This window comes from Streptomyces purpurascens, from assembly GCF_045040895.1.
In the GTDB taxonomy this organism is placed as follows: domain Bacteria; phylum Actinomycetota; class Actinomycetes; order Streptomycetales; family Streptomycetaceae; genus Streptomyces; species Streptomyces purpurascens.
In genome coordinates, this window is record NZ_CP108341.1 from 3,439,383 (window position 1) to 3,453,381 (window position 13,999).

Genomic DNA, 13,999 nt, shown 5'->3' on the forward strand with positions numbered 1-13,999 from the left:
TGTCCCCACCGGAGGACCCCCACATGCGCTCGCACCTGCTCAACGACACCACCGCGGAGCAGTACCGCCGCTCCGTGACCGACGGAGTCGAGCGGGTGGCCGCCAAACTCGCCGCCACCGACCGGCCCTTCACCGGCGTCAGCGTCGACGCCCTCTCCCCCCGCATCGAGGAGATCGACCTCGACCAGCCGCTGCACGACACCGCCGCGGTGCTCGACGAACTGGAGGACGTCTACCTCCGGGACGCGATCTACTTCCACCACCCCCGCTACCTCGCCCACCTCAACTGCCCGGTCGTCATCCCGGCCGTGCTCGGCGAGGCGGTCCTCTCCGCCGTCAACTCCTCCCTCGACACCTGGGACCAGTCGGCCGGCGGCACGCTCATCGAGCGGAAACTGATCGACTGGACGAACGAGCGCATCGGCCTCGGCCCCGCCGCCGACGGTGTGTTCACCTCCGGCGGCTCCCAGTCCAACCTCCAGGCCCTGCTGCTCGCGAGGGAGGAGGCCAAGACCGACAGCCTCGCCAAACTGCGTATCTTCGCCTCCGAGGTCAGCCACTTCAGCGTGAAGAAGTCCGCGAAGCTGCTCGGACTCGGCCAGGACGCCGTGGTCTCCATACCCGTCGACCACGACAAGCGCATGCAGACCGTCGCCCTCGCCCGCGAGCTGGAGCGTTGCAAGGAGGCCGGCCTCGTCCCCATGGCCGTCGTCGCCACCGCCGGCACCACCGACTTCGGCTCCATCGACCCGCTGCCCGAGGTCGCCGAGCTGTGCGAGCAGTTCGGCACCTGGATGCACGTCGACGCCGCCTACGGCTGCGGCCTGCTCGCCTCCGTGAAGCACCGGGACCGCATCGACGGCATCGAGCGCGCCGACTCCGTCACCGTGGACTACCACAAGTCCTTCTTCCAGCCGGTGAGTTCCTCCGCCGTGCTCGTCCGGGACGCGGCCACCCTCCGGCACGCCACCTACCACGCGGAGTACCTCAACCCGCGCCGGATGGTGCAGGAACGTATCCCCAACCAGGTGGACAAGTCCCTGCAGACCACCCGCCGCTTCGACGCCCTCAAGCTGTGGATGACCCTGCGGACCATGGGCGCCGACGGCATCGGGCAGCTCTTCGACGAGGTGTGCGAGCTGGCCCGGGAGGGCTGGCAGCTGCTCGCCGCCGACCCGCGCTTCGACGTCGTCGTTCAGCCGCGCCTGTCCACCCTGGTCTTCCGCTACATCCCGGCGGCCGTGACCGACCCGGCCGAGATCGACCGCGCCAATCTCTACGCCCGCAAGGCCCTGTTCGCCTCCGGTGACGCCATCGTCGCGGGCACCAAGGTCGGCGGCCGCCACTACCTGAAGTTCACCCTGCTCAACCCCGAGACGCAGGCGTCCGACATCGCCGCCGTCCTCGATCTGATCGCCGGCCATGCCGAGCAGTACCTGGGAGAGTCCCTTGACCGCGCGTCCTGAAAACCCCACCAAAACCCATGACTTCGTGGGGATCGGGCTCGGCCCCTTCAACCTCGGACTGGCCTGCCTCACCGAACCCATCGACGCACTCGACGGCGTCTTCCTGGAGTCGAAGCCCGACTTCGAGTGGCACGCGGGGATGTTCCTCGACGGCGCCCACCTCCAGACCCCGTTCATGTCGGACCTGGTCACCCTCGCCGACCCGACGTCCCCGTACTCCTTCCTGAACTACCTGAAGGAGAAGGGCCGGCTGTACTCGTTCTACATCCGCGAGAACTTCTACCCGCTGCGCGTCGAGTACGACGACTACTGCCGCTGGGCCGCGAACAAGCTGAGCAGCATCCGCTTCAACACGACGGTGACGGAGGTCCGCTACGAGGACGACCTCTACGTCGTGCAGACCGAGGCCGGAGACGTCTACCGCGCCCGCCGGCTCGTCCTCGGCACGGGCACCCCGCCCTACATCCCCGAGGCCTGCCAGGACCTCGGCGGCGACTTCCTGCACAACTCCCGCTATCTGAGCCACAAGGCGGAGCTGCAGAAGAAGGACTCGATCACGCTGATCGGCTCGGGCCAGTCGGCCGCCGAGATCTACTACGACCTGCTCAGCGAGATCGACGTCCACGGCTACCGGCTGAACTGGGTCACCCGCTCCCCGCGCTTCTTCCCGCTGGAGTACACCAAGCTCACGCTGGAGATGACGTCCCCGGAGTACGTCGACTACTTCCGCGAGCTGCCGGAGGCGACCCGCTACCGCCTCACGGCCGAGCAGAAGGGCCTGTTCAAGGGCATCGACGGCGACCTGATCAACGAGATCTTCGACCTGCTCTACCAGAAGAACCTCGGCGGCCCGGTGCCCACGCGACTGCTCACCAACGCCTCGCTGAACAGCGCGACGTACGAGAACGGCACGTACACGCTGGGCTTCCGCCAGGAGGAGCAGGGCAAGGACTTCGAGCTGGACTCGCAGGGCCTGGTCCTGGCCACCGGCTACAAGTACGCCGAGCCGGAGTTCCTCGCACCCGTGAAGGACCGCCTGGTCTACGACGCGCAGGGCAACTTCGACGTCGCCCGCAACTACGCGATCGACGTCACGGGCCGGGGGATCTTCCTGCAGAACGCCGGCGTCCACACGCACAGCATCACCAGCCCCGACCTGGGCATGGGCCCGTACCGGAACGCGTACATCATCCGGGAGCTGCTGGGCAGCGAGTACTACCCGGTCGAGAAGACCATCGCCTTCCAGGAGTTCGCGGTATGAGCGCCACGACCGGCATCGGCACCCTGACCGTCCGCCCGCTCGACCCCCTGAAGGACGCCGAGCTGCTGCACTCCTGGGTCACACACCCCAAGGCGTCCTACTGGATGATGCAGGACGCGAAACTGCAGGACGTCGAGCGCGAGTACATGCGCATAGCGGCGCACGAGTACCACCACGCGTGCCTCGGTCTGCACGAGGGCCGCCCGGCGTTCCTGATGGAGTCGTACGACCCCCGGTACGTCGAGCTGGAAGGCCTGTACGACCCGGAGCCCGGCGACGTCGGCATGCACTTCCTGGTCGCGCCGACCGACCGGCCGATCCACGGCTTCACCAGGGCCGTCATCACCGCCGTGATGGACGAGCTGTTCGCCGACCCGCGCACCCGCCGGGTCGTGGTGGAGCCCGACGTGAGCAACAAGGCAGTACACGCGCTCAACGAGGCCGTCGGCTTCGTGGCCGAGCGCGAGATCGACAAGCCGGAGAAGCGCGCGTTGCTCAGCTTCTGCACGCGTGACCAGTACCTGGCTGCCCGAGGAGTGGCGATATGACCCTGTCCGACGCCGTGGCGCACCTGTCCCCCGAGCGCTGGGAGCAGGCCAACCGACTGCTGATCCGCAAAGCGCTCGCCGAGTTCGCGCACGAGCGGCTGCTCGCACCCGAGAAGGACGGGGAGCGCTTCGTCGTCCGCAGCGACGACGGCCTCACCCAGTACGCCTTCTCCGCGACCCGCCGGGCCCTGGACCACTGGCAGGTGGACGCCGGCTCGATCACCCGGCACCGTGACGGTACGGAACTCCCCCTCGCCGCCCTGGACTTCTTCATCGAACTGAAGGACACCCTGGGCCTGAGCGAGCAGATCCTGCCGGTCTACCTGGAGGAGATCTCCTCCACCCTCTCCGGCACCTGCTACAAGCTCACCAAGCCGAAGATCACGGCCGCCGAGCTGGCACGCGGCGACTTCCAGGCCATCGAGACCGGCATGACCGAGGGCCACCCCTGCTTCGTGGCCAACAACGGGCGGCTCGGCTTCGGCATCCACGAGTACCTGTCGTACGCGCCGGAGACGGCGAACCCGGTCCGGCTCGTCTGGCTCGCGGCCCACCGCTCGCGGGCGGCGTTCACGGCCGGTGTCGGCATCGAGTACGAGTCGTTCCTGCGCGAGGAACTGGGCAAGGAGACCGTCGAGCGCTTCCACGGCATCCTGGCCGACCAGGGCCTGAACCCCGAGGACTACCTCCTCATCCCGGTCCACCCCTGGCAGTGGTGGAACAAGCTCGCCGTCACCTTCGCCGCCGAGGTCGCCCGCGGGCACCTGGTCTGCCTGGGCGAGGGCGGCGACGAGTACCTGGCCCAGCAGTCCATCCGGACCTTCTTCAACAAGACGAGCCCCGAGAAGCACTACGTCAAAACCGCGCTGTCGGTCATCAACATGGGCTTCATGCGCGGTCTGTCGGCCGCCTACATGGAGGCCACCCCGGCGATCAACGACTGGCTGGCCCAGCTCATCGAGGGCGACCCGGTGCTGAAGTCCACGGGCCTGTCGATCATCAAGGAGCGCGCGGCGGTCGGCTACCGGCACCTGGAGTACGAGCAGGCGACCGACCGCTACTCGCCGTACCGCAAGATGCTCGCCGCGCTGTGGCGCGAGAGCCCGGTGCCCTCGCTCCAGGAGGGCGAGTCCCTGGCCACGATGGCGTCCCTGGTCCACGTCGACCACGAGGGTGCCTCGGTCGCGGGCGCGCTGATCGAGCAGTCGGGTCTCGCCCCCACGGAGTGGCTGCGCCACTACCTCAAGGCCTACTTCACGCCCCTCCTCCACAGCTTCTACGCCTACGACCTCGTCTTCATGCCGCACGGCGAGAACGTCATCCTCGTGCTGGAGGACGGGGTCGTGCAGCGCGCGATCTACAAGGACATCGCCGAGGAGATCGCCGTCATGGACCCGGACGCGGTGCTGCCGCCGACGGTGGAGCGGCTGCGCGTCGAGGTCCCGGAGGACAAGAAGCTCCTGTCGATCTTCACGGACGTCTTCGACTGCTTCTTCCGCTTCCTCGCGGCGAACCTCGCCACCGCGGGGATCCTGGAGGAGGACGACTTCTGGCGCACGGTCGCCGAGGTCACCCGTGCCTACCAGGAGTCGAGGCCCGAACTCGCCGACAAGTTCAAGCAGTACGACATGTTCGCCCCCGAGTTCTCCCTCTCCTGCCTCAACCGCCTCCAACTGCGCAACAACGAACAGATGGTCGACCTGTCGGACCCCTCCGGCGCCCTCCAACTGATCGGCACCCTGCAGAACCCGATCGCCGAGTTCTGACCACCAAGCAGACGGGCACCCCGGAGTACGGTCCTCCGGGGTGCCCGTCATTTCTTTAACCTTCAGGGGCGCGGGGCACTGCGCACCTTTCAGGGGCGCGCGGAACTGCGCAATCTTTTCAGGGGCGCGGACACCTGCGCGCCTTAATTGGGGGCGCGGGGAACTGCGCATCTTTCAGGGGCGCGGGGAACTGCGCGACCAGCCCCCACGCACCCGCAGACACATCACCGCCCGGCGGATCCCCACGGCACCTGCGGCGACCGATACCACTCAATCCCCAGGGCATCCCACCGCTCAGCCTGCGCAGCAAGCCGCACCTTGTACCGCTCCCAGTCATGCGAACCCGCCGTCGACCACCCCAGCTCGGCAACCCCCGGCAACCGCGGAAACGCCATGTACTCGATATGCCCGGAGTTCTCGATCGTCTCCGTCCACAACGGCGCTTCCACACCCTTCACGGCCCCGCCCGGCACCCCCGGCAGATACGCCCCGGGATCCCAGTCGTAAGACCGCCGCACCTCGACATACCCCGCCCACGACAGCCCCAACGGCGTGTCCTTGGTGTACTTCATATCGAGATAGACCCGGTCGGCCGGCGACAGAATCAGCCCCGTCCCGCTCTGCGCGGCCTTCGCGACCCGCGCCTTCTCCTCGGCACTCGTGCTGTCGAGCCCCCAGTACTGCGCGAGAGCGCCCTTCGCCGGGGTCGCACCGGTCAACTGGTGCCAGCCGACGACCGTCTTGCCGTACTTCGCGACGACCGGCTGCACCCGGTCCATGAACGCGACGTAGTCCTCATGGCTGGTGGAGTGCGCCTCGTCGCCGCCGATGTGGAGGTACTTGCCCGGCGTGAGCGCGGCGAGCTCCCGGATCACGTCGTCCACGAAGTCGTACGTGATCTCCTTGCCGACGCACAGCGAGCTGAAGCCGACCTCGGTCCCGGTGTACAGCGGGGGTGCGACGCCGTCGCAGTTGAGGTCGGCGTAGGAGGCGAGGGCCGCGTTGGTGTGGCCGGGCATGTCTATCTCGGGGACGACCTCGAGATAGCGGGAGGACGCGTACCGGACGATCTCCTTGTAGTCGGCCTTGGTGTAGAAGCCGCCGGGGCCGCCGCCGACCTGGGTGGAGCCGCCGTACGTCGCCAGGCGCGGCCAGGAGTCGATGGCGATCCGCCAGCCCTGGTCGTCACTGAGGTGCAGATGCAGCTTGTTGATCTTGTAGAGGGCCAACTGGTCGATGTAGCGCTTGACCTGGTCGACGGTGAGGAAGTGCCGGGAGACATCGAGCATGGCGCCGCGCCAGCCGTAGCGCGGGGTGTCCGTGACGGTGCCGCCGGCGACCAGCCAGGGGCCGGGCTGGACGGAGTCCTTCTCGACGGCCGCCGGGAGCAGCTGGCGCAGGGTCTGCACTCCGTGGAAGAGACCGGCGGGCCCCGCCGCGGTGATGGTCACGCCCTTGCGGCCGCTGTCGAGGCGGTAGCCCTCGGTGCCGAACGGGCCTTGGGCGAGCCGCAGCTGGATGCCTCCGGCGCCGTGGGCGGTGACGGGGAGGCGGTAGCCGGTGGAGGGGCGGAGGATCTTCGCGAGGTACTCGCCGACGCGTCGGGTCTCGCGGGAGCCGTCGACCCGTATGTGCGTGCCCCGGGTGATCCGGTAGACGGACCCGCTCGGGGCGACCGAGGCGGGCGCGGGGACCACACGGTCGAGCGGGGTGGGCGACGCCGCCGGTGCGGGGGCGGCCCCGGTCACGGAGACGCCCATCGCGACCAGCAGCAGGGAACCGACAAGGCGGAGCGTTCTGTGGTGCTGTCTCACACGGCCATCTCTCACAAGCGTGTCCCTTCCATGAGCCGTTGAGCTCCAAGAGGTCTGGACCACTATCGCGGGACACTGGTGGAACAATCCACCCCATGGCGGAAATCATCCAGCGGGACGGCTCCTGGACCTTCGACGGCGACGCCCTGCGACTGACCCCCGGGCGGGACAAGAACGTCAGTCTGCTGCGCAAGGAACTGGGTGAACTGGTCGTCCCGCTGGGGGCGTTGGCGGGGATCTCGTTCGAGCAGGGCAAGAGGAGCGGGCGGCTGCGGCTGCGTCTGCGCGACGGCGCCGATCCGCTGCTGCACGCGACCGGCGGGCGCCTCACCGAGCCCCATGACCCGTACCAGCTGCTCGTCGAGTCCGACCGCTACGGGGTCGCCGAGTACGTCACGGAGGAGGTACGGAGCGCGCTGCTCCTGGACCAGGTGCCGGCCGACCCGGTGACCGCGTACCTGCTGCCGGGGCCCGCCGTGCCGCTCTCGGTCTCCGCCGGGGACGGCACGGCGAGTTTCGACGGCGAGCGCATACGCCTGGAGTGGAACTGGAAGACGGAGGACGCCAAGGCCGCCGCCGGCGCCCGCACGCTCGCGCTCACCGACATCACGGGCGTGGAGTGGCAGCCGGCGGCCGGCCTGGAGAACGGCTACGTCCGCTTCACCGTGCGGAACGCGCCCACCAAGGCACCGCCCAAGTACGACCCCAACGCCGTGGAGCTGTGGGGCTTCAAGAAGGACCCGCTGATGGCACTGGTCGCGGCGGCGGTCCAGGCCAGGCTTCCGCACCCGGCCGGGGCCGCCCCCGACGTGCCGGCCGCGCGACCGGAAATGCCTTCCCTCCCGGTCGCGCCCGCGGAGGACGACCACGACGCCCTGCTGCGCCGCCTGCGCGAGCTCGGTGAACTGCACCGCACGGGCGTGCTGACGGACGACGAGTTCGCGTTGGCGAAGCAGGCGATCCTCAAGCGCATGTAACACCCCGGGGCGTTACTTCGCGCGGCGCGCCACCGTGAAGTGGTCCACCTGCTCACCGCTCTCGGCGATACCGCGCACCTTCAGCGTGGCCGTCCGCCCCTTCGGCGCGGGGGTGACGTCCACGCGCAGGAAGGAGTAGTCGAGGTAGCGCACCCGGGACCAGGCGACGGTCTCGTTCTGCTTGCCGCCCTTGACGTTGACGAACGAGGCCACGGAGTCCACGTCCTGCTCGTTGCCCTCGTACGACAGCGGGGCGCTGAAGGCGTAGAGGCTGCGGCCCGCCGCACCGGCCGTCACGTACACGACGCCGTCGGTCTCGGGGTAGGCCGTGCCGCCGATCGGCAGCTTCTTGGCGACCTTGTTCCCCTTGATGACGTCCGTGCGCTCGTACTGGTGGTTGTGGCCGTTGATGACCAGGTCCACGGTGTACTTCTCGAACAGCGGCACCCACTCCTGCCGGACCCCGCCCTCGGAGGCGTGGGAGGTGGAGGTGCAGTAGGCGCAGTGGTGGAAGAACACGACGATGAAGTCGACGTCGTGCGAGGCCCGGTACTTCTTCAGCTGCGCCTCGAGCCACTTGGTCTGGGTGCCGCCGGAGATGCCGAGGTTGGCCGGGATCTCGAAGGAGATGTCGTTGGCGTCGAGCGAGATGACCGCCGTGTTGCCGTAGACGAAGGTGTAGACGCCCGGCAGGTTCTTCTTGTCGGGGCCGTTGCCCGGGAGGTTCCAGCGGGCCTCCTCGCCGCCGTAGCCGTTGGGCGAGTACCAGGCCTCCATGTCGTGGTTGCCGTAGGCGGGCATCCACGGGACGGACTTGGCGACGGACTCGGTCTGGGCGAGGAACTGGTCCCAGATCCGCGAGTCGAAGCCGGTGTCGGAGGTCTGGCCCGAGCCGGACGGGTCGGCGTAGGCGATGTCGCCGGCGTGCAGATGGAAGGCCGGGTTCTGGCCGAGCAGCAGGCTGTTGTTGGCGAGGCCGTGGTAGCTGACGCCCTCGTCGCCGAAGGCCGTGAAGGTGAACGGCGCCTTGTACGCGGGGGCGGTGGTGAAGGTGCCGAGGGTGCCCAGCAGGTGCGGCTCGGCCGGGTCGAAGCCCTGGTGGCCGACGCCGTAGTAGTACGTCCGGCCCGGGCGCAGGTGCGTCAGCTCGGCGTGCACGTAGTACTGGGTGTGGTTGCCGCTCGCGCCGACACCGGCGGGCGTGAAGAGGGTGCGGACCTCGGCGTCGATCTTCCGGGACAGGTCCGTGGGGTGGGCGCCGATGCGGATGAACGGCTTCTTGACGGCGACCGGGACCTGCCAGGAGACGGTCATCTCGGTGCGCGGGTCGGCGCCGTAGGCGAGGTGGCGGCCGAAGGGGGCGACGAAGGCGCCGTCGACGGTCTCGGCCGCGGGGGCGGTGCGGGCGGTCGGTACGGCCGCCTGGGCGGTGGCTCCGGGAACGAAGGCGCCACCCGCGACGGCGCCGAGTGTGACGGCACCGCCTCTGATCATCGTGCGCCGGGAGAATCTGGCGCGCAGGTACTCGTGCTGCTCAGCCATGCTCATGCGCTCGGCGAGCCGCTCGGGTACGCCCATACGAGGAATGTCCATGGCGCCACAAGCTGCTCGCCTTACACATCCACCCGGGGAACAACCGCCCATCAGACTCCCATGGACGTCCCATAAGTGTTCCAACACTCATCTGCCCGAAACCGGGCAGATTTCTTGCGAAAGTGCTGCCGGTGCCTCAGGATCTAGCGAGTGCACGACGAACTCGTTGATCATCTGACGCGGTCCAGCCCCCTCAACCGGGGCGAGGCACTGCGCGTGATCCAGGACGTGCTCGCGTACTTCGACGAGACGACCGAGGAGTACGTCCGTCGCCGCCACCGTGAGCTCCAGGCCCAGGGCCTGGTGAACACGGCGATCTTCGAACGGATCGAGGCGGATCTCAAATATCGCGCGGTGGCCCCGCCGGAGCTCTCGCTCCGGCAGCTGCGGCGCATCGTCTACGGCTAGGAATGCGTATATATGTGCGGAATCGTCGGTTACATCGGGAAGCGTGACGTCGCCCCCCTCCTGCTGGAGGGCCTCCAGCGCCTGGAGTACCGCGGCTACGACTCCGCGGGCATCGTCGTCACGTCCCCGAAGACGTCCGGCCTGAAGATGGTCAAGGCCAAGGGCCGCGTGCGCGACCTGGAGGCCAAGGTCCCGGCCCGCTTCAAGGGCACGACCGGCATCGCCCACACCCGCTGGGCCACCCACGGCGCCCCCTCCGACGTCAACGCCCACCCGCACCTGGACGCCGAGGGCAAGGTCGCCGTCGTCCACAACGGCATCATCGACAACGCCTCCGACCTGCGCCGCAAGCTGGAGGCGGACGGCGTCGAGTTCCTCTCCGAGACCGACACCGAGGTGCTGACCCACCTCATCGCCCGCTCGCAGGCCACCAAGCTGGAGGACAAGGTCCGCGAGACCCTCCGGCTCATCGAGGGCACGTACGGCATCGCCGTCATGCACGCCGACTTCCCCGACCGGATCGTCGTCGCCCGCAACGGCTCCCCGGTCGTCCTCGGCATCGGCGAGAAGGAGATGTTCGTCGCCTCGGACATCGCCGCGCTGGTCGCCCACACCCGCCAGATCGTCACCCTGGACGACGGCGAGATGGCCACCCTCAAGGCCGACGACTTCCGCACCTACACCACCGAGGGCACCCGCACCACGGCCGAGCCCACCACCGTGGAGTGGGAGGCGGCGTCGTACGACATGGGCGGCCACGACACCTACATGCACAAGGAGATCCACGAGCAGGCCGACGCCGTGGACCGCGTGCTGCGCGGCCGCATCGACGACCGCTTCTCCACCGTGCACCTGGGCGGCCTCAACCTGGACGCCCGCGAGGCCCGCCGGATCCGCCGCGTGAAGATCCTCGGCTGCGGCACCTCGTACCACGCGGGCCAGATCGGCGCCCAGATGATCGAGGAACTGGCCCGCATCCCCGCCGACGCCGAGCCCGCCTCCGAGTTCCGCTACCGCAACGCGGTCGTCGACCCCGACACCCTCTACGTCGCGGTCTCCCAGTCCGGCGAGACCTACGACGTCCTCGCCGCCGTGCAGGAGCTCAAGCGCAAGGGCGCACGGGTCCTGGGCGTGGTGAACGTGGTCGGCTCGGCGATCGCCCGCGAGGCCGACGGCGGCATCTACGTCCACGCCGGGCCGGAGGTCTGCGTGGTCTCCACCAAGTGCTTCACCAACACCACGGTCGCCTTCGCCCTGCTCGCCCTCCACCTGGGCCGCACCCGCGACCTCTCGGTCCGCGACGGCAAGCGGATCATCGCGGGCCTGCGGAAGCTGCCCGCCCAGATCGCCGAGATCATGGAGCACGAGGAGGACGTCAAGAAGCTGGCCCTGCAGTTCGCCGAGGCCCGCTCGATGCTCTTCATCGGCCGGGTGCGGGGCTACCCGGTGGCCCGCGAGGCCTCCCTGAAGCTCAAGGAGGTCTCCTACATCCACGCCGAGGCCTACCCCGCCTCCGAGCTCAAGCACGGCCCGCTGGCCCTGATCGAGCCGGCCCTCCCCACGGTCGCGATCGTCCCCGACGACGACCTGCTGGAGAAGAACCGCGCGGCCCTGGAGGAGATCAAGGCCCGCAGCGGCAAGATCCTCGCGGTGGCCCACCAGCACCAGGAGAAGGCCGACGAGACGCTCGTCGTCCCCAAGAACGAGGACGAACTCGACCCGATCCTGATGGGCATCCCCCTCCAACTCCTCGCGTACCACACGGCTTTGGCGCTCGGGCGGGACATCGACAAGCCGCGCAACCTGGCCAAGTCGGTGACGGTTGAGTAGTTGGCCTCTCAGGGGCGCGGGGACCTGCGCGAGCACCCCCCACGCACCCGCACAGGCCAAACAATGAGGACGGACCCCCACGTGCTGCCACCAGCGCACAGGGGGTCCGTTTTCACACGCCGGGGCCGCCCAATACCCCAGCGCCGGCTGCCAGTTTCAGCCGGTGGCCGTCACGCCCCGACCGGCAGCACGCCGTCGCGGAACCGCCGTGGGCCAGTGCGCCAGAGCCGCGGTCGCCGCATACCAGGCCACCGCCCCCGCAGCGACGGCGAACCAGCCCCCGACCTTCGCAAGCCCGTCGTTCTCAGCGAACACGGCGATCGCGAGCAGCAGCAGCGACACGAAGAACAGCCCGTACATCCCCTGCCCGAGCTGGTCACCACCGGCGAGCGTCAGAGACAGCGCCACCAGCGCGAACAACAGCAGGAACAACCCTGCCGCGTTGGCGGACGCCTCCCCCGCCACGGCCCACGTGAACCAGAGCGCCCCGAGCACCGAGAACGCCGTACCACCGGCGGAGTCCCCCTCCCGGAGGGCCATCAGCCCGGCGACGAAGAGGGCGATACCGCCCACGTACTGAGCGATTGACGCCGCGTCAGTTGCTGACACACCGTCGATCACGGCCGTGTGCCCCAACCCGAAGGCCAACAGGGTGATTCCGAGGGCGAGTCGACCGACCACGGTCGTGATTCCGCTTCCCGCGGAGACGTCTTTGTCCACGGCGGGCTCCCTTCGTGCATGTGCAGTTGTGCGGTGCCCCGTATATGCCCTTCACAAGGGCACAAACACCTCTACGCGCAAGTAGTTTTACGCGCTGCACAGGGGAAGCCCGTACACGGGGAACGCTCAGGGAGCCGGAGAATCAGGGAATGACGATGACCGGCCGCTGTGCCCGCTTGGCGAGCCGCCCCGCGACCGAGCCGAAGATGCGCCCCACGATGCCGTGACTCGACCCGACGACGATCGCGTCGGCCTCGTACTCCCGGCCGACCTCTTCGAGTTCGTGGCAGATGTCCCCGCCCCGCTCGACGAGGATCCAGGGCACCTCGGCGAGGTACTCCGCACACGCCAGCTCCAGCCCGAGCACCTCGGTCCGGTGGTCCGGCACGTCCACGAAGACGGGCGGCTCGCAGCCGGCCCACACCGTGGTCGGCAGCCGGTTGGCGACATGGACGATGATCAGGCCCGACCCGGAGCGATGGGCCATCCCGATCGCGTAGGCCAGGGCGCGCTCACTGGACGTGGAGCCGTCGAATCCGACGACTACGCCGTGCTTGAAGGCGGGATCGCAGGAATGGCGTGGCTCTTGTGCCGCCAGGGGCTCAGCCGCCGTGGGATCGGCGACGGGCCGCTTGCGGTCCGCTGGTTCGAAGAATTCGTGACCGGCCATGGCTGTCTCGGCGTTGTGATCCTTATATGGGGGACAACAGTGTGCGGCGGAGCTGTGTCCGGGAATGGTCTTCCCAACCCCATACCCCCAAGGGTACGGCGGCACGCCTCCTTAGCCCAGATCCCGCTCACGGTGCGTGCGGGTTCCAGGGAGCATGCACGAGGCGACGCCCGTAACGCAATGGTTGCTGCGTTGTACAGGCGGTTTGCACAGGATTCACTTACCCGTGGGGGTGATCCGCTCACCCAGTGACCGACGCCCCCGCCACGCGTTGAACCCCGTGAGTCACGCCACAGGGAGCACCCATGTCCGGACCCAGCATCGCCGCCGAGGCGGACCGCGCGGCGCCGCCGCCGCGGGACACCGCGACGGATGTGGTTCGCTGGGCGGCCTTCAGCTGCCTGCTCGTCCCGGTCGTGCTCCTCGGCTACGGCAGCTCCCTGGCCGGTGCCGCCGGCACGGCCCTCGGGCTCGCCGCCGTCACGGGCGCCTGCCGGGTGCTGCTGCGCCAGTCCGAGCGCGGCGCCGCCCGGCTGGCGGCCGAGGACCGGGCGCCCCACCGGGGCCGGCACCACCGCACCGGAACGGGGTCGCACCGGGGCGGACGGCACACTGGAGGAGATACACCGGTCGGCTGACCGGTTTCAGTGCACGTGCACGATGGTTTTCAGCCAACTTCTCGCACCTGTGCATCACCCTGCCGAAGCACCCCCCAACCCCCGTTCGACCTGCACGGAAAGGGCCTCCGGGGACCTGCGCACCCTACGCGGATTGGCCACTGCGACAAGGCGCACTTCCCTGCACGCTCCACGAGTGCAACGCTTCGTGATCGAATGCTTCACGCCAAGTTGCCAAGTCGACAATGTGCCGAGTGCCGAACCGGCCACCTCGGCGCGACGGGACACAGTAGATTCGATCTTGACTGTCTACGGCGGGGGACTCGTGC

The 13,999-nt window shown here is 68.8% G+C and carries 12 protein-coding genes; 8 read left to right on the top strand and 4 right to left on the bottom strand.

Annotated elements, in window-relative coordinates:
* Nucleotides 1–23 precede the first annotated feature (23 nt).
* From desA to OHU35_RS15590, 4 genes are read left to right on the top strand one after another with little or no spacing between them, the layout of a single operon-like run.
* The gene (gene desA / locus OHU35_RS15575; RefSeq protein ID WP_189723834.1) at nt 24–1,466 is read left to right on the top strand and encodes a lysine decarboxylase DesA; all 1,443 of its coding nucleotides are present in this window, start codon (nt 24–26) and stop codon (nt 1,464–1,466) included.
* Entirely contained in the window at nt 1,450–2,727 is a 1,278-nt protein-coding gene (locus tag OHU35_RS15580; RefSeq protein WP_405505660.1) for a lysine N(6)-hydroxylase/L-ornithine N(5)-oxygenase family protein, read from the top strand. Before desA ends, OHU35_RS15580 begins: the two co-directional genes overlap by 17 nt.
* Nucleotides 2,724–3,275: a GNAT family N-acetyltransferase gene (locus tag OHU35_RS15585; RefSeq protein WP_405505662.1), complete on the top strand. Its 552-nt coding sequence runs from the start codon at nt 2,724–2,726 to the stop codon at nt 3,273–3,275. Before OHU35_RS15580 ends, OHU35_RS15585 begins: the two co-directional genes overlap by 4 nt.
* Nucleotides 3,272–5,041, top strand: a complete 1,770-nt coding sequence (locus tag OHU35_RS15590) for an IucA/IucC family protein (protein WP_405505664.1) — start codon at nt 3,272–3,274, stop codon at nt 5,039–5,041. The genes OHU35_RS15585 and OHU35_RS15590 overlap by 4 nt, the downstream gene beginning before the upstream one ends.
* Before the next feature lie 224 nt (nt 5,042–5,265).
* On the opposite strand, the gene OHU35_RS15595 is transcribed toward OHU35_RS15590, so the two are convergent.
* The gene (locus tag OHU35_RS15595; protein ID WP_405505666.1) at nt 5,266–6,855 is read right to left on the bottom strand and encodes a beta-N-acetylhexosaminidase; all 1,590 of its coding nucleotides are present in this window, start codon (nt 6,853–6,855) and stop codon (nt 5,266–5,268) included.
* A gap of 95 nt (nt 6,856–6,950) precedes the next feature.
* On the opposite strand from OHU35_RS15595, the gene OHU35_RS15600 reads away from it, so the two are divergent.
* The gene (locus OHU35_RS15600; protein ID WP_189723839.1) at nt 6,951–7,832 is read left to right on the top strand and encodes a DUF4429 domain-containing protein; all 882 of its coding nucleotides are present in this window, start codon (nt 6,951–6,953) and stop codon (nt 7,830–7,832) included.
* A gap of 12 nt (nt 7,833–7,844) precedes the next feature.
* On the opposite strand, the gene OHU35_RS15605 is transcribed toward OHU35_RS15600, so the two are convergent.
* On the bottom strand, nt 7,845–9,410 hold the full coding sequence (locus tag OHU35_RS15605) for a fibronectin type III domain-containing protein (RefSeq protein ID WP_405509236.1): 1,566 nt from the start codon (nt 9,408–9,410) through the stop codon (nt 7,845–7,847).
* 165 nt (nt 9,411–9,575) lie between these two features.
* On the opposite strand from OHU35_RS15605, the gene OHU35_RS15610 reads away from it, so the two are divergent.
* Both OHU35_RS15610 and glmS read left to right on the top strand, forming a co-directional pair.
* The gene (locus OHU35_RS15610; protein WP_261682030.1) at nt 9,576–9,833 is read left to right on the top strand and encodes a hypothetical protein; all 258 of its coding nucleotides are present in this window, start codon (nt 9,576–9,578) and stop codon (nt 9,831–9,833) included.
* Nucleotides 9,834–9,845: 12 nt separating this feature from the next.
* A complete protein-coding gene (gene glmS, locus OHU35_RS15615) occupies nt 9,846–11,663 on the top strand; it encodes a glutamine--fructose-6-phosphate transaminase (isomerizing) (RefSeq protein ID WP_189723840.1) in 1,818 nt (605 codons plus the stop codon).
* A gap of 156 nt (nt 11,664–11,819) precedes the next feature.
* On the opposite strand, the gene OHU35_RS15620 is transcribed toward glmS, so the two are convergent.
* Complete coding sequence (locus OHU35_RS15620; RefSeq protein WP_405505669.1) at nt 11,820–12,383, bottom strand: GPR1/FUN34/YaaH family transporter; 564 nt, start codon at nt 12,381–12,383, stop codon at nt 11,820–11,822.
* 142 nt (nt 12,384–12,525) lie between these two features.
* On the bottom strand, nt 12,526–13,053 hold the full coding sequence (locus tag OHU35_RS15625; protein ID WP_189723842.1) for a universal stress protein: 528 nt from the start codon (nt 13,051–13,053) through the stop codon (nt 12,526–12,528).
* A gap of 305 nt (nt 13,054–13,358) precedes the next feature.
* On the opposite strand from OHU35_RS15625, the gene OHU35_RS15630 reads away from it, so the two are divergent.
* Nucleotides 13,359–13,691, top strand: a complete 333-nt coding sequence (locus tag OHU35_RS15630) for a hypothetical protein (RefSeq protein WP_189723843.1) — start codon at nt 13,359–13,361, stop codon at nt 13,689–13,691.
* Nucleotides 13,692–13,999: the final 308 nt, after the last annotated feature.